General features: G+C 54.9%; 19 protein-coding genes. All 19 read right to left on the bottom strand.

What is annotated here, in order from left to right; genetic code table 11:
- Positions 1-29 precede the first annotated feature (29 nt).
- Positions 30-707 (bottom strand): bifunctional phosphoribosyl-AMP cyclohydrolase/phosphoribosyl-ATP diphosphatase HisIE, encoded by a 678-nt coding sequence (hisIE, locus tag Q0482_RS04730; RefSeq protein WP_299144042.1) that lies wholly within the window; start codon positions 705-707, stop codon positions 30-32.
- A gap of 9 nt (positions 708-716) precedes the next feature.
- Entirely contained in the window at positions 717-1472 is a 756-nt protein-coding gene (hisF, locus tag Q0482_RS04725) for an imidazole glycerol phosphate synthase subunit HisF (protein WP_299144039.1), read from the bottom strand.
- 934 nt (positions 1473-2406) lie between these two features.
- Entirely contained in the window at positions 2407-3123 is a 717-nt protein-coding gene (gene hisA / locus Q0482_RS04720) for a 1-(5-phosphoribosyl)-5-[(5-phosphoribosylamino)methylideneamino]imidazole-4-carboxamide isomerase (RefSeq protein ID WP_299144036.1), read from the bottom strand.
- Positions 3120-3734: an imidazole glycerol phosphate synthase subunit HisH gene (hisH, locus tag Q0482_RS04715; protein WP_299144033.1), complete on the bottom strand. Its 615-nt coding sequence runs from the start codon at positions 3732-3734 to the stop codon at positions 3120-3122. Before hisH ends, hisA begins: the two co-directional genes overlap by 4 nt.
- Complete coding sequence (gene hisB / locus Q0482_RS04710) at positions 3734-4312, bottom strand: imidazoleglycerol-phosphate dehydratase HisB (protein ID WP_299144030.1); 579 nt, start codon at positions 4310-4312, stop codon at positions 3734-3736. The genes hisH and hisB overlap by 1 nt, the downstream gene beginning before the upstream one ends.
- Positions 4309-5379, bottom strand: a complete 1071-nt coding sequence (hisC, locus tag Q0482_RS04705) for a histidinol-phosphate transaminase (RefSeq protein ID WP_299144027.1) — start codon at positions 5377-5379, stop codon at positions 4309-4311. The genes hisB and hisC overlap by 4 nt, the downstream gene beginning before the upstream one ends.
- Complete coding sequence (gene hisD, locus Q0482_RS04700) at positions 5369-6658, bottom strand: histidinol dehydrogenase (protein ID WP_299144024.1); 1290 nt, start codon at positions 6656-6658, stop codon at positions 5369-5371. The genes hisC and hisD overlap by 11 nt, the downstream gene beginning before the upstream one ends.
- 1 nt (position 6659) lies before the next feature.
- Complete coding sequence (gene hisG / locus Q0482_RS04695; RefSeq protein WP_299144022.1) at positions 6660-7298, bottom strand: ATP phosphoribosyltransferase; 639 nt, start codon at positions 7296-7298, stop codon at positions 6660-6662.
- Between the two features lies 1 nt (position 7299).
- The gene (locus Q0482_RS04690; protein ID WP_299144019.1) at positions 7300-8514 is read right to left on the bottom strand and encodes an ATP phosphoribosyltransferase regulatory subunit; all 1215 of its coding nucleotides are present in this window, start codon (positions 8512-8514) and stop codon (positions 7300-7302) included.
- A 2191-nt stretch (positions 8515-10705) separates the two neighbouring features.
- Positions 10706-11632 (bottom strand): bifunctional riboflavin kinase/FAD synthetase, encoded by a 927-nt coding sequence (locus tag Q0482_RS04685; RefSeq protein ID WP_299144018.1) that lies wholly within the window; start codon positions 11630-11632, stop codon positions 10706-10708.
- A gap of 7 nt (positions 11633-11639) precedes the next feature.
- Positions 11640-12491, bottom strand: a complete 852-nt coding sequence (truB, locus tag Q0482_RS04680) for a tRNA pseudouridine(55) synthase TruB (protein ID WP_299144016.1) — start codon at positions 12489-12491, stop codon at positions 11640-11642.
- Positions 12491-13456 carry a bifunctional oligoribonuclease/PAP phosphatase NrnA gene (locus Q0482_RS04675; protein ID WP_297027233.1) on the bottom strand — a complete coding sequence of 322 codons (966 nt, stop codon included), beginning with the start codon at positions 13454-13456 and terminating at the stop codon, positions 12491-12493. Before Q0482_RS04675 ends, truB begins: the two co-directional genes overlap by 1 nt.
- Positions 13453-13806: a 30S ribosome-binding factor RbfA gene (gene rbfA, locus Q0482_RS04670; protein ID WP_297001997.1), complete on the bottom strand. Its 354-nt coding sequence runs from the start codon at positions 13804-13806 to the stop codon at positions 13453-13455. Before rbfA ends, Q0482_RS04675 begins: the two co-directional genes overlap by 4 nt.
- Positions 13807-14825: 1019 nt before the next feature.
- Entirely contained in the window at positions 14826-17378 is a 2553-nt protein-coding gene (gene infB / locus Q0482_RS04665; protein WP_299144014.1) for a translation initiation factor IF-2, read from the bottom strand.
- A gap of 17 nt (positions 17379-17395) precedes the next feature.
- Positions 17396-17707, bottom strand: coding sequence for a ribosomal L7Ae/L30e/S12e/Gadd45 family protein (locus Q0482_RS04660; protein WP_299144011.1), 312 nt, complete (start codon positions 17705-17707; stop codon positions 17396-17398).
- Entirely contained in the window at positions 17700-17966 is a 267-nt protein-coding gene (locus tag Q0482_RS04655; RefSeq protein WP_296980543.1) for a YlxR family protein, read from the bottom strand. Before Q0482_RS04655 ends, Q0482_RS04660 begins: the two co-directional genes overlap by 8 nt.
- Positions 17963-19123, bottom strand: a complete 1161-nt coding sequence (gene nusA, locus Q0482_RS04650; protein WP_299144008.1) for a transcription termination factor NusA — start codon at positions 19121-19123, stop codon at positions 17963-17965. Before nusA ends, Q0482_RS04655 begins: the two co-directional genes overlap by 4 nt.
- Positions 19124-19144: 21 nt before the next feature.
- Complete coding sequence (gene rimP, locus Q0482_RS04645; protein ID WP_297002001.1) at positions 19145-19612, bottom strand: ribosome maturation factor RimP; 468 nt, start codon at positions 19610-19612, stop codon at positions 19145-19147.
- A gap of 859 nt (positions 19613-20471) precedes the next feature.
- A complete protein-coding gene (locus tag Q0482_RS04640) occupies positions 20472-20654 on the bottom strand; it encodes a hypothetical protein (RefSeq protein WP_299144006.1) in 183 nt (60 codons plus the stop codon).
- Positions 20655-20944 lie beyond the last annotated feature (290 nt).

Raw genomic sequence — 20944 nt, 5'->3', positions numbered from 1 at the left:
TCTATCATCTATCTTCTATCGTCTTTCCATCAGAATGTCTTATCCAGATGGCCTACAACTTTCTTGTTTCCTTTTTTCTCGTCCCGGTCTTCCATTTTCTTCATAATGTCATAGAGGTCTACGCCTGCATTTTCCCAGAGGACGAAGAGGTGGTAGAGGAGGTCGCAGGATTCGTCTATGATTTCTTCCTTGTCTTCGTGCTGGTCGGCGATGATGACTTCGGAGGCTTCTTCCCCGATTTTTTTGTCGATCTTGTTTTTGCCTTCTTGCTGGAGGTAGTTGGTGTAAGATTTTTCCTGGGGATGGATCCGGCGGTCTTTGATTTCTTCAAAGAGGGTGTGGAGGATGGCAAGGTTTCCTTCCCCTTCCCTGTTATCCCAGCCGGAAAGGCTCCGGTAGAAGCAGGTTCTGTTTCCTGTATGGCAGGCGGAGCCATCGGGGATGGCCTGCACCACCAGGGTGTCGGCGTCGCAGTCTACGTAAATGCGTTTTACATGCTGGAAATGGCCGGACTCTTCGCCTTTGTGCCACAGTTTCTTGCGGCTTCTGCTGAAGAACCATGTTTCTCCGGTTTCCACGGTTTTGGCAAGGGATTCGGCGTTCATATAGGCCACCATGAGCACTTCACCGCTTCTGGCATCCTGCACCACCGCCGGCACCAGGCCTTTTTCGTCAAATTTGATATTCTTTATGTCTACTGACTCCATAAATCCTCCTTACATCCGCACGGGGATACCGTGGTCTGCCAAATATTTTTTCAAATCAGGGATAGCGATTTCGCCGAAGTGGAACACCGAGGCTGCCAGGGCGGCGTCGGAACCGGCTTCGAAGGCTTTGAGAAAATCTTCCATTTTTCCTGCGCCGCCGGAGGCGATGACAGGGATGGAGAGCTGTTCTGACAGGGTGTGCATAAGTTCCAGGTCGTAGCCATTTTTTTCGCCGTCGGTGTCGATGGAGTTCATGCAGATTTCACCGGCGCCGAGTTCCATGCCCTTCCGGGCCCATTCCAGTACGGAAATACCGGTGTTCTTCCGTCCCCCTTCGATGTACACATCCCAGCCGCCGTTTCCGTTTCTTTTACCGTCGATGGAAAGGACAACGCACTGGTTTCCGAAACGTTCTGCACTTTCCCGGATGATTTCCGGATGCATGACGGCGGCGGAGTTTACAGACACCTTGTCCGCCCCTGCCAGAAGCATGGTGCGGAAATCGTCGGCTTTGCGGATGCCGCCGCCTACGGTAAAGGGAATGGTAAGCTCTTCCGCAATGGCTTTCACCGTGTCCACAAAGGTTTCCCGCCCCTCATGGGTGGCGGTGATGTCGTAGAACACCAGCTCGTCGGCGCCGGAGTCGGAATAGTATTTTCCTAAAGCCACAGGATCATCTACGTCCTGCAGGTGATGAAATTGTTTTCCTTTGACCACCCTGCCATGGTTCACGTCCAGGCAGGGGATAATTCTTTTTGCAAGCATAGTATGCTCCTTTGCTGGGGAAAATAGGGGCCCTCCCCTATTGTCCCCCCGCCTGCGGGGGGAAGGTGGTGCCGTAAGGCACCAAAGGGGGCGGGCCCGAAGGGCCCGTTGGGTTCAGAGAGGAAGGTTCTTAAGATTGATGGGCCTGCGCCCAAGGGTTCTTAGGTTTGACGCCCGCTTTGCGGGCGAGGGTTGTGGTATCGCCCTGCGGGCGATGAGTATAAAGTCAGCGTTACGGGACTTGCATTTGTGTCACTATGGCCCCCGTCATTTCGAGCGGAGGTACAAGGCGGTATGATTCCATAGTTTCATGGAGCCAGTGAAAGGGAGCCCTCAAATCTCCCTGTAGAATGCTGCCCTGCGGCATTCACGACCGCATAGAGTATCATTTCGCTGCTTACCCTCGTACACCCCCGCGCCACTTCGTGGCCCTCTCCCCCTAAAGGGGCGCAAGACGTTACGGGGCTTTCTTTTGTGCTGCATAAATTACGCTAAACATGGCTGTGAATTGGCCGCCTTGGGCGGCCACCCCCTATCCGGCTGCGCCGGACTTCCCCCTATTCAGGGGGCAGAATGGGGCCTCTCTATGTTTCCTTGTAGAATTAAAAGTTGCACTATGCTGAAAGCGGGTTGTTGTGCCCCCGCCTGCGGGGGAAAGGTGGTGGCGCCAGCCACCAAAGGGGGAATTACCGCAGTGCTGATCTGATTTAAGTCACTAATTCTACAATGCCAAAAGGGGTGCTTTTCCATCGCCCGCCAGGGCGGTTGTATGGTTTTATCATAATGGCGCCCTTCATTATTTAAGGGCGCCAGCCTTCCCCTCGGCCCGGAGGGCCGTCAAACTTACGCCCCTTCATCCGCTGAGCGGATGTCAACCCTCGCCTGCGCAGCAGGCGTCAACCGGAGCCACGCAGTGGCTCCTAATGCGGCTCCCCTATTCCTGTATCTCCCTGATTTCTTCCATGGTCACTTTTCCCTCATAGAGGGCTTTGCCGGTGATGGCGCCGTAGACGCCCATGGCCGACAGTTTCCGGAGGTCTTCGGCGCCGGAGACGCCGCCGGAGGCGATGAGGTGGATGCCTTCCAGGGCCTGGAGTTTTTTCATCATATCGAAGTTCGGGCCAGTAAGCATGCCGTCACGGCTGATGTCTGTGTAAATGATGGTATTCACTCCGTGGGTGAGGAGGGTTTCTACGAAGGTCATGACTTTCCGGCTGCTGCCGTCCACCCAGCCGTGGGTGGCCACTTCGTCGCCCTTGGCGTCCACGGAGACGGCGATGTGGTCCGGTCCGTAATTTTTAGCGGCCTGAATGGCGAAGTAGGGAGAGGCAGCGGCTTTGGAGCCGATGATGACGCGGTAGACGCCCATGTCCAGGTAGTCTTTGATGGCTTTTTCTGTACGGATGCCGCCGCCCACTTCGATGGGGATGGTGAGGGCTTCGCACATTCTGCGGATGATTTCCCTGTTCATGCCGTCGCCTTTGAAGGCGCCGTCCAGGTCTACCACGTGAAGGGCTTTGGCTCCCTCTTCCTGCCATTTCAGTGCCATTTTTACAGGGTCGTCACCGTAGACGGTGAGGTCTTCTTTGCGGCCCTGTTTCAGGCGGACGCAGTGTCCGTCTTCTATATCAATCGCTGGAAATATTTTCATTTCATCAACCACTTTGCTAAACGGGTCCAGATGGCCATCCCTACGGGTCCTGATTTTTCGGGATGGAACTGGAAGCCCAATACATTGTCCTTCCCCACCACCGCCGGCACGGTGACGCCGTAGTCCGCCGAGGCGATGACGTCGTCCGTATTTCCAGGGGTTTTGTAGTAGGAATGGACGAAATAAACGTAGGAATGAGGGGGAAGGCCTTCCAGCACTTCGTGGGGCCGGTGGATGACCAGCTCATTCCACCCCATATGGGGTACTTTGAGTTTTCCTTCAGGGAAACGGACGATGCTGCCGGGAAGAAGGCCCAGGGCAGGGATATGGCCGTTTTCTTCGGACACTTCATAAAGGGCCTGCATGCCAAGGCATATGCCTGCCAGTTTCTTGCCTTTTTTCACTTCTTCCCTGATCAAATCGGAAAGTCCGTAGCCGTCCAGGTGCTCCATGGCATCTTTCATGGCGCCTACGCCGGGAAGAATCAGGGCGGAAGCATTTTTGATTTCTTCCGGATTCCTTGTCACCACCACGTCCAGGCCGGCGCGGGTGGCAGCCCGCACCACGTTGGCCAGGTTGCCTGCATCGTAATCTATGACTGCTGTTTTCATCAGAGCACCCCTTTGGTAGATAACAGAGCGCCGCCTTCCACGGTAACCGCTTCCTTCAGTGCGTGTCCCAGTCCTTTGAAAAGGGATTCCACGATATGGTGTCCGTTTTCGCCGTAGAGGCAGGCCATGTGAAGGTTCATCATGCCGTGCATGGCGAAGGCCAGAAAGAATTCCCTTGTCATTTCCGTTTCAAAGGTACCGATGCGCTCCACCGGGATTTTCACGTCGTAGACGAAGTAGGGGCGGCCGGAGAGGTCCAGCACGATACGGGAGAGGGCTTCGTCCATGGGGCAGAAGAAGGTGCCATAGCGATGAATGCCTTTCTTGTCTCCCAGGGCCTTCAGCAGGGCGTCGCCCAGAGTAATGCCCAGGTCCTCGATGGTATGATGGTTATCCACTTCCAGATCTCCCTTACAGGAAATGGAAATGTCCATGCCGCTGTGGCAGGCAAGGAGGTTCATCATATGGTCAAAGAATCCGATGCCCGTGGTGCCTTCAAAGCGGCCGGAGCCGTCGATGGAAAGGCTGACGGAAATATCGGTTTCCCCCGTTTTTCTGTGAATGGCTGCCTGTCTCATGAAAGCTCCTTCCGGAATACCTCAAGAAGGGTATCGTCCACGTCCTTTGTGGTCACTGAAATACGGTAGGCATTCGGAAGCTCTGCGCTGTTGCGGTAAATCTTCACCAGAATGTCCTTTGCCTTCAGTGCTTTGAAAATTTCTTCATGTTTATTTTCCACCTGTACCAGAAGGAAATTGGTGCAGGAGGGATATACGGTAAGGCCGGGGATTTTCACCAGTTCGTCGAAGAGGCGGTTTCTTTCCTTTACAATGTCATCCCGCACTTTGAGGATTTCATCCCGATGCTTCAGCACGATGGGAGCAAAGAGCTGGGTGAAGGAGTTCAGGTTGTAGGGCGCCTTGATTTTGCCGATGGCGTTGATAATCTCTTTATCAGCCACCAGGTAGCCGCAGCGCATGCCTGCCAGGCCGAAGGCCTTGGACAGGGTGCGGAGCACCACCAGGTTCGGATATTTGCTGATGAGGGACACTACGCTTTCTTTCTGGGCAAATTCCATGTACGCTTCGTCCACGAAAACCAGGTTGTCCGCCGCCTTCAGCACTTCTTCGATGAAGGACGCAGGCAGGAGATCGCCGGTAGGGTTGTTCGGATTGCAGATCACCGTCATTTTCGGCTGGTATTTCTTCACTGCATCAAGCAGCCCTTCCTTGTCGCGGCGATAGCCTGCCAGGTCCCGCACCTTGATGGTGGAAGCGCCCAGGGTTTCCGCTCCCAGTTCATACATGTCAAAGGTGGGAGAATGAACGAGAAGGGTGTCTCCGGGATTCAGGAAGGTGCCCAGAAGGTAGGTAATCATTTCATCGCCGCCGTTGCCGCAGATGATATTTTCCGGTGCTGCGCCAATATAGTCCGCAAGAGCTTCCCGGAGACCGTCGGCCATGGGCTTCGGGTAAATCTGGGGCTTAAAGGTATCCAGCGCTTCGATCAGTTCCTGCTTCACCGCCGGAATGGAAAGCACATTGAAATAGTTTTCATTGGCGTTAATGACGTGTTTCTCCGCAATGGGAGCCACGAAGTAGGGTTCAAAATCCTTAATCGTATTTCTAAGCCATTCAGTCTTCATCCCGCACCTCCATAGCATGAGCATGGGCCGTGAGCCCTTCTGCTTTGGCAAAAAGCTGTACTTTCTTGGAAATCTTCCGGAATGCTTCTTCGCTGTAGCATTCCACGCTGCTGTGTTTTACGAAATCGTAAACGCCAAGGGGCGAGGAGAAGGCAGCGGTGCCGGATGTGGGGAGCGTGTGGTTCGGGCCTGCCATGTAGTCCCCAAGGGGTTCGGAGGTATATTTTCCAAGGAAAATAGCGCCGGCATTATAAATGAGGGGCAGGTACTTCTTCGGATCAGGCAGTTCCACTTCCAAGTGTTCCGGTGCGATCTTATTCACAATGTCAAAGCACTGCTCTGCGTCTTTGCAGAGGAAGGCTTTGGCGTACTGGTCCACGGAACTCTTCATGATTTCATAACGGGAAAGCTCCTTCATCTGCTTTTCCATTTCCTGCTGCACTGCAAGGCCGAACTCCTTGTCCGGCGTAATGAGGAATACAGCGGCCCTGGGGTCATGTTCCGCCTGGGACAGGAGGTCGGCGGCAATCCACTTCGGATTGGCACTGCCGTCAGCCACGCAGCATACTTCCGACGGGCCTGCAATCATATCAATGCCTACGGTGCCGAAAACAAGGCGCTTGGCCATGGCTACGAAGGCATTGCCGGGGCCTACGATTTTAAATACAGGCTCCACGGTTTCCGTGCCATAGGCCAGCATGCCGATGCCCTGGGCGCCGCCAACCTTGTAGATTTCTTTCACCCCTGCCACATAGGCAGCAGCCAGGATGTTGGGATTTACTTTGCCGTCCTTTCCGGGAGGGGTAGCCATGGCCACCGACGGGCAGCCCGCCACCATGGCAGGCACCGTGTCCATGAGAACCGTGGACGGATAGGCAGCCCGGCCGCCGGGCACGTAGACTCCCACACGCTGGATGGGGAGGAACCGTTCTCCCAGTTCCACGCCGTCCCGGAATTCTTTGGACCAGGATTTTCGTACCTGCTCCTTATGGAAAGCTTCAATATTTTCCTTTGCTTCCTTTAATACGGCCAGGAAATCGGGGCCCACTGCTTTGACAGCTTCTTCGATTTCCTCTTCGCTCACCTTGAAATCAGTAAGTTCCACGCCGTCAAATTTCTTCGTCAGAGCCCGGATGGCTTCGTCTCCCCCTTCCCTGACCTGGGTAAGGATGGCGGATACCGCCTTTTCCAGATCATCAGACAGATTCACATTTCTATTGGTCATGGTCCTCACTTCACGGAGGGTCAGCCCTTTGTCCGGTACTTCAATCCAATCCATGCTATGCCTTCTTTCCCGTGTCAGTCCTGCTGACCACCTGAATAAACTGTTTTAATTCGTCCTGCTTCATCTTATAGGATACCCTGTTGCAGATGAGGCGGGCGGAAAAATCCATGAAATAATCATAGGCCTCCAGTCCGTTTTCACGGAGGGTGGTGCCTGTTTCCACAATATCTACAATCACATCGGAGAGCCCCACCAGGGGAGCCAGCTCCACGGAGCCGTTCAGCTTGATGATATCAATGGGCTGGAAACGACCGGCAAAATATTTCCGCGCAATGGAGGGGTACTTGGATGCCACGGTTAGAATGCGCTTATTCATTACATCCTTCTTTCCCTTGATACCGGACACCGCCATGCGGCACTTGCCGATACCCAGGTCAAGGATTTCATACACATCCTCCTCCCCGTCCTCCATGAGCACATCCTTCCCCACAATGCCGGCGTCGGCGGCACCCCGCCGCACATACACCGTCACGTCCGGAGACTTCACCAGGGTCACCCGGATGCGGTCCTTATCGTCTGTAAATATGAGCTTTCTGCTGTCATCGGAATAATCAGGGAAATGATACCCTCCATCAGACAGGCTTTTCATCACTTTCTTGGCAATACGCCCCTTCGCCAGTGCTATATGAAGCATATCAAAGTCCTCCCAGTTTTCTTTCCATTTCCTCTTTCGACAGTTTCTCCTCCCCTGTCAGGAAAAAGCCATCCTTATAAGATGCCATCATGCGGTAATCGCCTGGGTTAATGCGGTTCCCTGCGCTCACGCCCAGGACGGAGAACCCTTTATGCCGCCAGTCCATGAGGGTCAGGATCAGATTTCTGTCTGCTTCCTCATATACCACCGCCAGGTCACAGGAAGGAACCTGCGCCTCCAAAAGATCCGCCTCCGCCATGACCTCGTAAAGAAGATTCATATTCATGCCGAAACCGCAGGCCGGCCGGGGCACCTGGAACTGGGCGGCCAGAGAATCATACCGCCCGCCGCTGATGAGGGAATAAAGAGCGCCGTCGGCGTAAATCTTGAACACCATATCCGTATAATACCCCATGTGGGAAGTAAAAGCGAAATCCAGCTGCACCGAATCACTGTACCCAGCCACATCCAGGTACTCATATATCTTCCGGAGCCGGGAAAGCGCCTCCATCATGCCATGATTCAGGCACAGCCCCTCCGCCCGCTTCAGGGTAGATTCATAGTCCCCGAAAAGCCGGGGCAGCTCCAGCAGCACATCCCGCTGGATCTTCGTAATGGGAAGCGTATCCACCAGCCCGTCAAAGGCCACCAGATTCCGTTTCTCCATGTACTCCCGCACCTGGGAAAGCTGCTCCTTCGTCAGATGAAGCTCATCAAACAGAGCATCCATATAAGCCACAGTCCCCAGGTCGATACGCATATGGGAAATCCCCACGGACTTCAAAAACTCCGCCGCAATAACCATCACTTCCCCGTCACACTCCGGCGTCTCATCCCCCAGAACCTCTACCCCGCTCTGAAGGAAATACTTCCCGTGGGTGGACTTTCCGTAATACTCACGGAACACCATGGACACATAGCCGAACTTCAGAAGCTGGGAAGCATCGGGATACTCCCGGGCCACCGTCTTCACCAGCGGCACCGTCACATCAGGACGCATCACCAGCACCTCCCCGTCAGGACCGATGGTCTTGATCATCTCCCGCTGCAGCTGGGGGAAATAGGTGCCATAGGTATCATAATCCTCAAACGTAGGCGTCTGGATGATCTTGCAGCCGTGCCGCCTCATGACAGACATCACCGCACTCTCAATGCGGTCAAAATTATTCATCTCTTCTTCATGAACCATTTTCAGGTCATCTATGGTACGAGCCATTTGCGCCCTCCTCTCTTTCTTATGATTAATACATTACCACGCTAAAGTAAGAAAGTAAAGAGGGCAAGGAAATAAATTTGTAAAAAAATGAAAAACGCGCCCGGAAGGTTTTCCCCCCACCCTATTGTCCCCCCGCTTGCGGGGTGGCAAGGGAACACGAGTCACACCAGCGAACATATTTTGAAGGAACGCAGTGACGCGCAAAATATTGTGAGTCGGTGATAGCCGTGCTGTAGGGGAGCGTTAGCGACCTGAGAATCGTGTGACACGCTTCACACCGTGGCGAAGGTGGTGCCGCAGGCACCAAAGGGAGGGCCATTGGACACACCTTCGGCGTAAGGGTTCAGAGGGTTCCCTCCCCCATTTATTGTCCCACCGCTTTAGCGGGGGGGAAGGTGGTGCCGCAGGCACCAAAGGGGGGCGGGCCCGAAGGGCCCGCAAAAGGGGAAGGTTCTTAAGATTGACCGGCCTTTGGCCGGAGGGTTCTTAGGTTTGACGCCCGCTTTGCGGGCGAGGGTTGTGGAGGCGCCCTATGGGCGCAATATAAAGTCAGCGTTACGGGATTTGCTTTTGTGTCATCAGTGCCGTCCCCGTCATTTCGAGCGGAGGTACAAGCCGGTATGATTCCATAGTTTCATGGAGCCGGTGAAAGGGAGCCGAGAAATCTCCCTGTAGAATGCTGCCTTGGGGCAGAAAGGAGCGCTTGACGTAGAGGCAACAGCAATTAGCTTTTAGCAATTAGCAATTAGCTGAGTATGGCTTGATACGTTGAGTACCATATGCATGAACCGACACTACGGTGAATTGGCCACCTCCGGTGGCCACCCCCTATCCGGCTGCGCCGGACTTACCCAAAGGGAAGCGTGTCACTGGATTCTCAGTCGCCTGCGGCTCCCTACAGCACGGCTATCACCGACTCACTGGATTCTCAGGTCGCTTAGGCTCCCCTACGAATCCAGTTCGCTGGAGTGACTCCAGTTCCCTTGCCACCCCTATTCAGGGGGCAGAATAGGCCTCTCTATATTTTCCATAGAGTCATGTGGCACACTGCTGAGCATCCATAGTCCCACCAGCGAAGCTGGGGGGAAGGTGGTGCCGCAGGCACCAAAGGGGGGCGGGTCCGAAGGGCCCGCAAAAGGGGAAGGTGCTTAAGATTGACCGGCCTTTGGCCGGAGGGTTCTCATGTTTGACGGCCCTCCGGGCCGCGGGTTGTGGAGGCGCCCGTTGGACAATGATTATATATGCCGCTGGCGCGGCCCCCTTCCACTGTGCACATCCTGCAGAGGATGTGCAAGTCAGCCAAAGTTGGCGCATAGCCTGCCCATTAAGGCGCTTTCCTTTTATTTGGCTGACCGTGTACGCGGTCCCCCCCACCCCCGAGTGCGGGGGTGGGCAAGGCGTTACGGGATTTGCTTTTGTGTCACCAGTGCGCCCCGTCATTTCGAGCGGTGGTACGAGCCGGTATGGTTCCCATAGTTTCATGGAGCCAGTGAAAGGGAGCCGAGAAATCCCCCCAGAATGCTGCCTTGCAACAGGCAGTTCAGCATAGAGTATCATTTCGCCACTTAACCTCGTACACCCCCGCGCCGCTCCGTGGCCCTCTCCCCCTAAAGGGGGCGCAAGACGTTACGGGGCTTGCATTCTGCTACATGTATCACGCTAAATATTCTGCTGAATTGGCCGCCTTTGGCGGCCTTCCCCCCTTTGGTGCCTTACGGCACCACCTTTCCCCCGCTGTGCGGGGGCACAACAACCCGCGAGGAACCTTCTCCCCATAAGTTGCACTAAATACAGAGCCGCTAGAATCTCCCCCTCCGGGGTGGCAAGCGAACACGATTCGTAGGGAGCCGTAGGCGACTGAGAATCATGTGAGACGCTTTCCCGTGGAGAGACGCCGCCGCAGGCGGCCCCCGATCCTCGATCCCGATCTTCGATCCCAGCCGCTCCGCGGCTGCACGCCCACCAAGGCCGATAGCTGAAAGCTGAAAGCCGAAAGCCGCCTTTGGCAGCCCCCTTCCACCACTTCGTGGTCCCCCCACCCCCGCACTCGGGGGTGGGCAAGTATTTTTTAAAAAAAGCCAGCTCCCAACGCCCAAAGGGCGTATCAAAAAAGGCGCCCCCAAAGGGCGCCGCATCTCCATTAACCATTTACCATATGAATCTGACAGTCTGAAGCCTGACTGTCTGCCGTCTATCTTCTCCCCACTATCTTCTCCGCCACCTGTATATCCTTCCTGATCTGTTCCACCAGCGCTTCCGGCGAGGGGAAGCGGATTTCTCCCCGGATTCTTTCCACCCATTCCAGGGTGAAGGATTTCCCGTAGATGCTGCTGTCGAAGTGGAAGATGAAGGTTTCTATGGTTCTTTCCTTGGCCTGGAAGGTGGGATTTTTGCCTATGTTGGTAATGGCGGGGTATTTCTTTCCGCCTATGACAGCGAAGGTGGCGTAGACGCCGTCGGCAGGGAGTACGCGGTCTTCGGTGAAGGAGAGGTTGGCGGTAGGAAAGCCCAGGACTTCGTGGCCCCGCCGGAAGCCGTGGACTACGTCGCCGGTGATGGTGTAGTTCCGTCCCAGAAGGCGGGCGGCCTTTGTCATATTTCCGCTCTGGATGAGGCGGCGGATGGCGGTGCTGGAGATGGTGTCATTTCCTTCTTCCTCCAGCCGCACCACTTCCACCGGGATTCCCCTTGTCTCAAGGCCTTCTTTGAGAAGGGCGCTGTTTCCTCCGGCCCCCCTGCCGAAGGTGAAGTTTTCGCCTGCTGCAAGGCCGGAGAGGCCGGGGATGGCAGCCAGGGTTTCCATGAATTCTTCCGGCGATTCCGCCAGGAATTTTTCATCCGGCTTATAGAAGATGACGAAATCCATACCCGCTTTTTCCATGGAGGCTGCTTTTTCTTCCCGGCTCTGGAGAAGGGGCACATGCCTGGAGGGCGCGATGACTGTCATGGGATGGGGCCAGAAGGTGAGGACACCGGGGATGGCTCCCGTTTTTTCCGCCAGCCTGCCGGCGGCGCGGAAGACTTCCCGGTGGCCCAGATGGCAGCCGTCGAAGAAGCCCAGGGCCAGCACGATTTTTTTATTTTTGGGAAGGTCTTCCCATGAATCAATGATTTCCATAATCGCCTCAGGAAAAAACTTTTTTCGGATGAATTATATTTTTGGAAATGGACGCGATGCCAAGGAAACGGGTGCCGCAGAAGGCGGCGGCCGCTTTTCGGTCTTCTCCATGGAAGCGGAGCCTTTTCCCCTGGAGGAAATCGGCTCCTTCCTTTTCCGAAAGTTCCAGGGCCGGCAGGGCGGAAAGAATGGGATGGAGATCGGAAATCACCGCTCCTTCCGGGTCCTTTTCGATGTCTTCCAGTGTCCGGGCATCCTTCAGGGAGAAGGGGCCCATTTCCGTTCTGGTAAGGGCACACATGGTAAGGAGGCAGCCCGCTTCCTTTCCCAGGTCCCGCCCCAGGGCACGGATATAGGTGCCGGCGGAGCAGGTGACGGTCATGGAAAGGAAGGGCGGCGCGATTTCTGTGATTTCCAGCTCATAAATGGTGACAGGCCGGGCAGGAAGTTCCACTTTCTTCCCTTCCCTGGCCAGTTTGTAGGCCCGCTCTCCATTCACCTTCAAAGCGGAGTAGCTGGAGGGCACCTGCATAATGGGGCCCCGGAATTTTTCCGCCGCCCTTTCAAAGACAGAGAGGTCCTTGGGAATGGGGCCTTCTTCCACCACGGTGCCGGTCATGTCTTCCGTGTCCGTGGCAAGGCCCATTTGAAACCGGGCTTCGTAGGTTTTGGTATGGATAGGCGCATACTCGATAAGCCGGGCCGCCCGCCCCAGAAAGACAGGGAGCACTCCCTCCGCCATGGGGTCCAGGGTGCCGCCGTGGCCGATTTTCTTCTGGTGGTAAATCTTCCGGAGCCTGGCGATAACGTCGAAGGAAGTCCAGTCTTTGGGCTTCACCACATTGATGACGCCGTCCATCAGAGGTATTTCTCCGCAGCCTTCACGAAGAGGGGCTCTGCGTCTTCAAAGCTTTCATGAATGGTGCAGCCGGAAGCCTTCCAGTGGCCGCCGCCGCCGAATTCCGCCGCCAGGTCGCCCACATTGGCATGTTCCGTGGAACGAAGGGAAATCCTTGTTTCCTTTTCCCCCTTGTACTTGAAGAGAGCCGCAATCTGGCAGCCCCGGATGCTGCGGGGAATGGAGGCGTAGAAATCGGAGTTTTCGCCGTCCAGCTCCATGGCTTCCTTCCCCATGTAGGCGATGACGATCTGCCCGTCATGGTAGGAATGGACCGTACCTGCCACCAGCTGGTAGCATTTCATGGCTTCCTCCGTCTTCTCATCCAGCCTGTTGGCAATGTAGTCCGGCTTGGCGCCCATGGCCACCAGCCGGCTGGCCATGAGAAGGGTATGGGCGGAGGTGCAGGAAAACTTGAAGAAACCGCTGTCCGTGCCGATGGCCATGTAGAGGGCGTTGCAGGTATCCTCGTCCATGGAAATCCCGGCGTCGAAGAACATTTCCGCCAGCATTTCCGCCGTGGCAGCGTACTTGTACTGGAGGTAGAGGTAGTCGGTGTAACGCTCATTGGACCGGTGATGGTCGATGCAGAGGCTGTCCACATCGGGGAAATCAAAATTTCCGCCGCGCTCCAGATTTCCCAGATCCGTAAACACCAGGGCATCGTAATCCTTCCCCTCCGGCATTTCCGTATGCACAAGGGCAGACGTTTTGATAAGGCGGTACACCTGGGGCACCGGATCCGGCAGCAGGATGTCCGCCTCCTTCCCCAGCTGCACCAGCACATTGTGGAGGGCGCAGATGGAGCCTACATCGTCTCCATCGGGATGCTCGTGGCCCACCAGGAGAAAGCGGTGATGGTTCATCAGGAAATCCCAGGCTTCCTTCTTCCCGATTTCCTTCGCATGATTCAGACCAAGGCTCATTCTTCGTCCTCCTTATGAATCTTCTTCAAAAGGCCGTCAATATGCATGCCGTAGTCCAGGGACTTGTCCTCTGCAAAGGAAATCTCCGGTGTATAATAAATCTTCAGCCGCTGGCCCAGCTCCCGGCGCACAAAGCCCTTCCCCTTGTTCAGCGCCTCCAGAGAAGCCTTCTTCTCCTCGTCGCTGCCGAAAAGGGACACATAAATCTTCGCCTCCCGCAGATCGCCGGTCACCTCCACACCGGTTACCGTCACAAAGCCGATGCGTGGATCCTTCAGATCATGGAGGAGCATATTGCTTACTTCCTGCTTGATAAATTCCTGTATTTTACGTACTCGTAATTCAGACATGGGTTTCACCTCACGTTTTTATAAAAATATCCGCCTTCTATGCAGTTGGATAAAGGCGGATACAATGAAATCATTATATATGAGGCCCTGCGGGCCCCGGGTTCAGAAGGGAAAAGGGAAGGTTCTTAAGATTGACCGGCCTATCGGCCGGAAGGTTCTCAGGTTTGACGGGCCCTGCTGGGCCCGAGGGTTATGGTGGCGCCCTATGGGCGCAATATAAAGTCAGCGTTACGGGACTTGCATTTGTGTCACTATGGCCCCCGTCATTTCGAGCGGAGGTACAAGCCGGTATGATTCCTTAGTTTCATGGAGCCAGTGAAAGGTCGTCGAGAAATCTCCCTCCAGAATGCTGCCTTGCGGCAGTCAGTTCAGCATAGAGTATCATTTTGCCGCTTAACCTCGTACACCCCTTCGCCACTCCGTGGCTCTCTTCCCCTCAAGGGGACGCAAGACGTTACGGGACTTGCATTTGTGTCACATAAACCACTCTAAACATGGCGGTGAGTTAGCCACCTCTGGTGGCTTTTCCCCCTTTGGTGCCTACGGCACCACCTTCCCCCCGCAAGCGGTGGGACAACAACACGTGCTTAATGTAGAGCAACTTTTGAGCGAAATGTTATACGGAGCTTTATTGTGCCCCCGCTTTAGCGGGGGAAAGGTGGTGGCGTCAGCCACCAAAGGGGGTGAAGCTCTTCCTCCCGCCCGCCAAGGCGGTTGTTTGGTTTTATCATAATGGCGCCCCTTATTTCCAAAAAGGCGCCCACCACGGCCTTTGCCCCCTGAGCGACAGCGACGCAACCCTTGGCCCGTGCATTAGCAGCGGGCCATATGCCCCTCTGCCGCGCAGCGGCAGGCCCCTTCGGGAATACAGACTAGCTCACTAGCTCACTAGTACACTTAGAGCCCACCAGCCTACCTATCATACTGGCGCCCCTTATTTCCAAAAAGGCGCGTCAGACCTAAGAACCTTCGGGGCTTGAGTCCCGTCAAACTTGAGAACCCTCACGCCCCCCGGCCTCTTATTTCAGTTCAGCCGCTTCTTCCTTCAGTTCGAAGGCTTCCAGCTGGTCTCCTTCTTTTACGTCGCGGTAGCTGTCGATGGAGATGCCGCATTCGTAGCCTGCTGCCACTTCTTTGACGTCATCCTTGAAGCGGCGGAGGGAGTTGATCTTGCCTTCGTGGATTACGATGCCGTCACGGATAAGGCGGAGCTGGCAGTTGCTGGTGATCTTGCCGTCCTGTACGTAGGAGCCGGCAACGATAACTTTCGGGGTATGGATGACCTGGCGGACTTCCGCATGACCCAGGAGAACTTCCCGGATGGTGGGGGAGAGCATGCCGGCCATAGCGGCTTTCACATCGTCGATGCAGTCGTAGATGACGCGGTAGAGGCGGATGTCTACGCCGTCTTTTTCAGCCATAGCTCTGGCGTTGGCGTCAGGACGGACGTTGAAGCCGATGATGAGGGCGTGGGATGCAGAGGCCAGCATGACGTCGGACTCGTTGATGGCGCCTACGGCGGAGTGAACGATGGAGATGCGGACTTCTTCGCTCTTGATGCCCTGGAGGGACTGTACCAGTGCTTCTACGGAGCCCTGGACATCGGCTTTGATGATGATATCCAGTTCCTTCATTTCCCCTTCCTTAATCTTTTCGAAGATGTTGTCCAGGGTGACTTTCTGTACGTTTCTCTGTTCTTCTTCCTTGGCCTTGGATGCCCGGAGTTCGGCGATGGCTCTGGCTTTCTTTTCATCCATCACGTAGAAATGGTCGCCTGCTTCCGGTACGCTGTCCATGCCCAGGATTTCAGCCGGTGCGGAAGGTTCCGCATTCTTCAGCTTTCTGCCGTTTTCATTGGTCATTGCGCGGACGCGGCCCCAGCACTTGCCGGCCAGGATGCCGTCGCCTACATGGAGGGTGCCGTTCTGCACGAGGACGCTCATGACAGGGCCTCTGCCCTTATCCAGCTGGGCTTCGACAACTACGCCGTAGGCTTCGCGGTTCGGGTTGGCTTTCAGTTCCTGCATTTCCGCTACCAGCAGGATATTTTCCAGGAGGTCATCCAGGCCGATTTTCTTCTTGGCGGAAATGGGAGTCATGATGACATCGCCGCCCCAGTCTTCCGCCAGGAGGCCTTCCTTGGACAGTTCTTCCTTGATGCGGTCCGGGTTGGCGCCGGGTTTATCGATTTTGTTGATAGCTACCATAATGGGCACGCCTGCATTCTTGGCGTGGTGGATAGCTTCGATGGTCTGGGGCATAACGCCGTCATCTGCTGCTACGATGAGGACGGCGATATCGGTGATCTGGGCACCTCTGGAACGCATGGCAGTGAAGGCTTCATGGCCCGGGGTATCCAGGAATGTGATCTTGTGTCCCTTGTAGCGGATCTGGTAAGCGCCGATGCGCTGGGTAATGCCGCCGGCTTCGTGCATGGCCACATTGGTCTGGCGGAGGGCATCCAGCAGGGTGGTCTTGCCGTGGTCAACATGGCCCATGATGGTAACAACTGCCGGTCTGGGCTTGAGGAAACGGGGATCATCGGGAGCCGGGGTGTATTCGGTGGGATCTGCAGCAGCTTCCGCTTCCTTCAGGGTAACGCCGAATTCTTCCGCCAGGATTTCGATGGTGTCTCTGTCCAGGTTCTGGTTGATGGTGGCCATGACGCCGTCCATCATCAGGTGTTTGATGATTTCGCTTACTTCACGGCCGAAAAGTTCTGCCAGTTCCTTCACCGTCACGCTGGGCGGCAGTTCCACTTCCGTAGGATAGGAAACGGCCTTCTTTTCAGACATATGCTTTTTCTTCTTGTTCTGGTTGAGGGATCTGGCCATGAGGGAGCCGCCTTCCTTTTCCCTGCGGCTTCTTTCCCAGTCCTTCTTTGTCTTCTTCTTTGCCGGTTTTTCCCTTCTCTGTGCCGGAGCCGGAGTTTCTTCCACAGGAGCAGCCGCTGCCGGACGGTTATTCCGGTCATTTCTTCTGTCCTGGTTCGGGCGGCCGTTTCTGTCCTGGCGCTGGCCCTTGTCATTTCTGCTTTCGCTGCGGTCAGTTCTGGACGGTCTGCCGTTTTCGTGGCTACTTCTTCCATCCCTTCCGGAGCGGTCATTCCGGTCGCCTCTGCCCTGGCGGTCATTTCTTCCGTCCCGCGGGCGTTCATGTCTTTCCTCTTTATTCCGGATTTCCTTCTTTTCCGCCTTCGGTGCCTGCTTCGGTTCTTCATGGGCAGGAGCCTTCACTTCCGCCGGCTTTTCTGCCTTCGGCGCTTCCACTTTGGGAGCGGGCTTCGGTTCTTCCGGCACTTCGAAGGAAGAGTAGGACTTCCGTCCCGTTTCCTGTCTCTTCCTATCCGTAGGACGGCCCTGCTGGTCGAAACGGACAGTCCGCATGGCCGGCCGCTTTGCCGGTTTCTTCCTGGCAGAAAATGCCTTTTCAAGGATGGCGCATCCATTGTCATCCACGCCGCTCAGACGGCTGTTCACATCCACATTGTGGCTTTTCAGTACCTCCAGCACCTCTTTATCTGTTTTGCCATACTGTCTGGCTAATTCATATACTCTCTTCTTTTTCTGCATAAGCAGCCTCCCAACCTTTATGATTTCCGGTGGTCAATCTTCTCTGCGATTGCCCTGCCGAATCCTTTATCTGTAATCAGCGCCGCCGTCCTGACCCCTTTGCCCAGGGCCTGTCCCAGCCTTTCCTTCTCGCCGAAGAGGCGGCAGGAAATATGGAACCGCTCGGCGGCTTTTGTATATTCATCCTTTGTGCGCGGGGAGCTGTCTTCTGTAACAATCAGCAGGACACCCTGCCCTTTCCTGAGTCCTTCCGACACCTGTTCATTCCCGGAAAGCAGTCTTCCTGCTTTCATGCAAAGGCCAAGCATCCTGTAAATCGGTTCATCCATTTTCGATCTGTGCTTTCAGTGCTTCGTACACATCTTTGGAAACCGGACGCTTCAGCGATTTTTCCAGCCCGTGGTTCTCATAGGCCTTGTTGAAGCAGTCCATGCTGTCGCACACATACACGCCCCGGCCCGATTTCTTGCCCGTCCTGTCCAGCTCGATCACCCCTGTGGGGAGCACCACGATGCGGACAAGTTCCTTCTTGGGCTTCAATTCCTTGCAGCCCACGCACATGCGCATGGGAATCTTTTTTACCTTCATTCCTTATCCTCCTGCGCTTCCTCTGCTGCCGGAGCCTCAGCATCGCCGCCGGCTTCGATATCTCCCAGGATATCGTCATCTTCCTCTTCAGCCGCCTGGCCGAAGCCCTCTTCCTTCGCCTGGGTTTCGCTCTTGATATCGATCTTCCAGCCTGTCAGCTTCGCAGCCAGCCTTGCATTCTGGCCTGCCTTGCCGATGGCCAGGGACAGCTGGTAATCAGGAACAATGACATAGGAGGACTTTTCTTCTTCCCATACGGAAACGGAAATCACCTTTGCCGGAGACAGGGCATTGGCGATATACACAGCAGGATCCTCATCCCAGCGGACGATATCGATCTTTTCATCATGAAGCTCGTTCACAATGTTCTGCACCCTCTGGCCCTTCGGTCCTACGCAGGCGCCGACCGGATCCACATTGGGGTCCATGGCGTAAACGGCGATTTTGGAGCGGGAGCCCGCTTCCCGGACCACACTCTTGATTTCCACAGTGCCGCTGTAGATTTCCGGCACCTCCAGCTCGAAGAGCCTCTTCAGGAGTCCCGGATGGGTTCTGGACAGAATGATTTCCGGACCCTTCGTGGTCTTTCTCACTTCCAGCACATAGCACTTGATCTTGTCATTGGGATGGAACTCCTCCCCTTCGATCTGTTCAGCAAAGGGAAGAATGCCTTCCACACGACCCAGATCCACGAAAATGGTGCGGGACTCGCTCCATTTCACAGTGCCCGTAATCACATCGCCCTCGCGGCCGGAGAACTCATCATAAATGGAGCCCCTCTCCGCCTCGCGCAGCTTCTGGATCATCACCTGCTTGGCAGTCTGGGCAGCCACACGGCCGAAATTCTTCGGTGTCACTTCAATGCGGAGCATATCCCCCGCTTCATAGGTCTTGTCGATCTTCTTCGCATCGGCCACGGTGATTTCATTGATGGCATTTTCAGCCAGCGGATCGATTTCCTCCACCACCGTCTTTTCCTCATAAATATGGTAATCCCCGGTCTCCCGGTTCAGAGTGACAGAAGTCTTCGCATTGCTGCCGCTCTCCTTCTTGTACGCCGTCAGCAGAACCATTTCCAGCGCATCAAAAACGATCTTCTCGTCTACCTTCTTCGCCTTCACCAGGCCCTTGATTGCTTCGATTAAATCCAAATTCACGATGACTATTCCCTCCCGGAACTAAAATGAAAAATGCAGTCTCACCTGCGAAATCTTATCTCTCTCTAAAGAAATCCGGCCATCCTCCGTCTCCAGAAGAAGAGCCCCATCCTCGCCAAGGCCGAGCAGCCTGGCAGTAAAAGCCTTCACCTTCGTCCCCTCCAGAGGAGCAAAGAGCTTCACATCCACATCCTCACCGGCATAGCGGATGAAATCCCTGTCCTTCTTCAGCACACGGTCAAGACCGGGAGACGAAACCTCAAGCATGTAATTATCCGGAATCAAATCCGCCTCGTCCAAAAGCGCTCCGGCCCTCTCGCTCACCGTCTGGCAGTCGTTCAAATCCACGCCGCCCTCCTTGTCGATGTAAATGCGGAGAATCCAATTCCTCTCACGCACATACTCCACATCCACAAGCTCCAGACCATCAGCCTCCAAACGAGACTCCAGCAGCTTCTCCACTGCCTCTTCCACATCCCTGCGCGCCATATGCCCTCCCTTAAGGAAACGAAGATACAACGAAATAGAACTTCATGGGGAAGCGCTGATTAAATCGTTATCAGATTAATCAGTGCTTCCCTAATAAGAAAGAGTGAGCCGAAGCTCACTCCACAGGAAACTCTATACACACACTTACGGATTGATTATATCATATATTGTAAAGAGAGGCAATAAGGGACCGCTCCGCCGCCCGGGTTTCCCGCCCATAGGGCGGGAATGGTTCTCAAGTTTAACCGGCCTGTCGGCCGGAGGGTTCTTAAGTTTGACGGCCCTGTGGGCCGAGGGTTGTGGTGGCGTCGATTGCCGCAGTTTTGAAGCCGCTTCGCGATTGTGGTGGGCGGTAAATAAGTTTCACCTTTAAGGAAGCGCTGATTAAATCGTTATCGGACTTCATTCTTGAGTTTTTATTCAATGCAAGGAATAAGTCGACGCAAATAGTGAGCTATTTAAGGAGACTTATGAGGTTGATTGGATAAAAATTCATATGAAATTCGATTCTGCGAATGAATCAGTGCTTCCCTAGCACACCAGCCCACTAAATCGGTTTTATTCATACTGGCGGCGGAGCCGCCCACCACAACCCTCACGGCCAAAGGCCGTGTCAAACCTGAGAACCCTCGGGGCGAGAGCCCCGTCAAACCTGAGAACCCTCACGCCCGCCAGGGAGTGTCCATATGCCCCTCTGTCGCGCAGCGGCAGGCCCCTTCGGGAATACAGCCCACCACCCTCTGAACCCCGTGAACCTTTTGCACCCTTTGACCCCTCACGCCCGCAGGGCGTGTCCATAAAAAAAATTCCCTGACACCCACAGGGCATCAGGGAAAAAACATATCATATCACTTGAAACTTACCTGTCAGAATCGCTGGGAAGTTTGGAACCTTCATTATTGAAGACCGTATCCTGGGTCTCCAGAATCTTTTCGGCCTTATACGCAGCCGCCGGGCTGTCCTTTTTCAGTTCCTCCACACCTTTGGTGATCTTCTCATCCAATACCACGCCTTTTTTGATTTCTTTATCCATTCTCTCCATGATAAAGACCTCCTTTGTAAGACCATTGGAATATTCTGATCTCCACCTATATTATAATACATATATATGAAAATGTTAAGGTGAGTTTTGCGGCCCGGGTCCAGAGGAGGAGAAAAAGGTTCTTAAGTTTGACGCCCGCTTTGCGGGCGAAGGTTCTTAGGTTTGACAGCGTCCTTTGGACGCTGAGGGTTGTGGATTGCCCTGCCGGACAATGAATTATATAGGCCGCTTTGCGGCTGACCCCTTCCGGCTCGCTGCGCTCGCCACCCACCCCTGAAACAGGGGTGGGC

It is taken from the genome of uncultured Dialister sp., assembly GCF_937959425.1.
Lineage (GTDB): Bacteria > Bacillota > Negativicutes > Veillonellales > Dialisteraceae > Dialister.
This window is presented reverse-complemented; position numbering and strand designations above follow the sequence as displayed.

Coding starts and splice junctions, on each gene's coding strand:
- Q0482_RS04640 (WP_299144006.1), bottom strand. CDS start 20,654: ATGGAGAGAATGGATAAAGAAATCAAAAAAGGCGTGGTATTGGATGAG.
- hisB (WP_299144030.1), bottom strand. CDS start 4,312: ATGAGACAGGCAGCCATTCACAGAAAAACGGGGGAAACCGATATTTCC.
- hisC (WP_299144027.1), bottom strand. CDS start 5,379: ATGAAGACTGAATGGCTTAGAAATACGATTAAGGATTTTGAACCCTAC.
- rimP (WP_297002001.1), bottom strand. CDS start 19,612: ATGGCGCGCAGGGATGTGGAAGAGGCAGTGGAGAAGCTGCTGGAGTCT.
- hisD (WP_299144024.1), bottom strand. CDS start 6,658: ATGGATTGGATTGAAGTACCGGACAAAGGGCTGACCCTCCGTGAAGTG.
- hisF (WP_299144039.1), bottom strand. CDS start 1,472: ATGCTTGCAAAAAGAATTATCCCCTGCCTGGACGTGAACCATGGCAGG.
- Q0482_RS04685 (WP_299144018.1), bottom strand. CDS start 11,632: ATGGAAATCATTGATTCATGGGAAGACCTTCCCAAAAATAAAAAAATC.
- hisA (WP_299144036.1), bottom strand. CDS start 3,123: ATGAAAATATTTCCAGCGATTGATATAGAAGACGGACACTGCGTCCGC.
- infB (WP_299144014.1), bottom strand. CDS start 17,378: ATGCAGAAAAAGAAGAGAGTATATGAATTAGCCAGACAGTATGGCAAA.
- Q0482_RS04655 (WP_296980543.1), bottom strand. CDS start 17,966: ATGAAGGTAAAAAAGATTCCCATGCGCATGTGCGTGGGCTGCAAGGAA.
- Q0482_RS04660 (WP_299144011.1), bottom strand. CDS start 17,707: ATGGATGAACCGATTTACAGGATGCTTGGCCTTTGCATGAAAGCAGGA.
- Q0482_RS04675 (WP_297027233.1), bottom strand. CDS start 13,456: ATGAGCCTTGGTCTGAATCATGCGAAGGAAATCGGGAAGAAGGAAGCC.
- hisH (WP_299144033.1), bottom strand. CDS start 3,734: ATGAAAACAGCAGTCATAGATTACGATGCAGGCAACCTGGCCAACGTG.
- rbfA (WP_297001997.1), bottom strand. CDS start 13,806: ATGTCTGAATTACGAGTACGTAAAATACAGGAATTTATCAAGCAGGAA.
- hisG (WP_299144022.1), bottom strand. CDS start 7,298: ATGCTTCATATAGCACTGGCGAAGGGGCGTATTGCCAAGAAAGTGATG.
- hisIE (WP_299144042.1), bottom strand. CDS start 707: ATGGAGTCAGTAGACATAAAGAATATCAAATTTGACGAAAAAGGCCTG.
- Q0482_RS04690 (WP_299144019.1), bottom strand. CDS start 8,514: ATGGCTCGTACCATAGATGACCTGAAAATGGTTCATGAAGAAGAGATG.
- truB (WP_299144016.1), bottom strand. CDS start 12,491: ATGGACGGCGTCATCAATGTGGTGAAGCCCAAAGACTGGACTTCCTTC.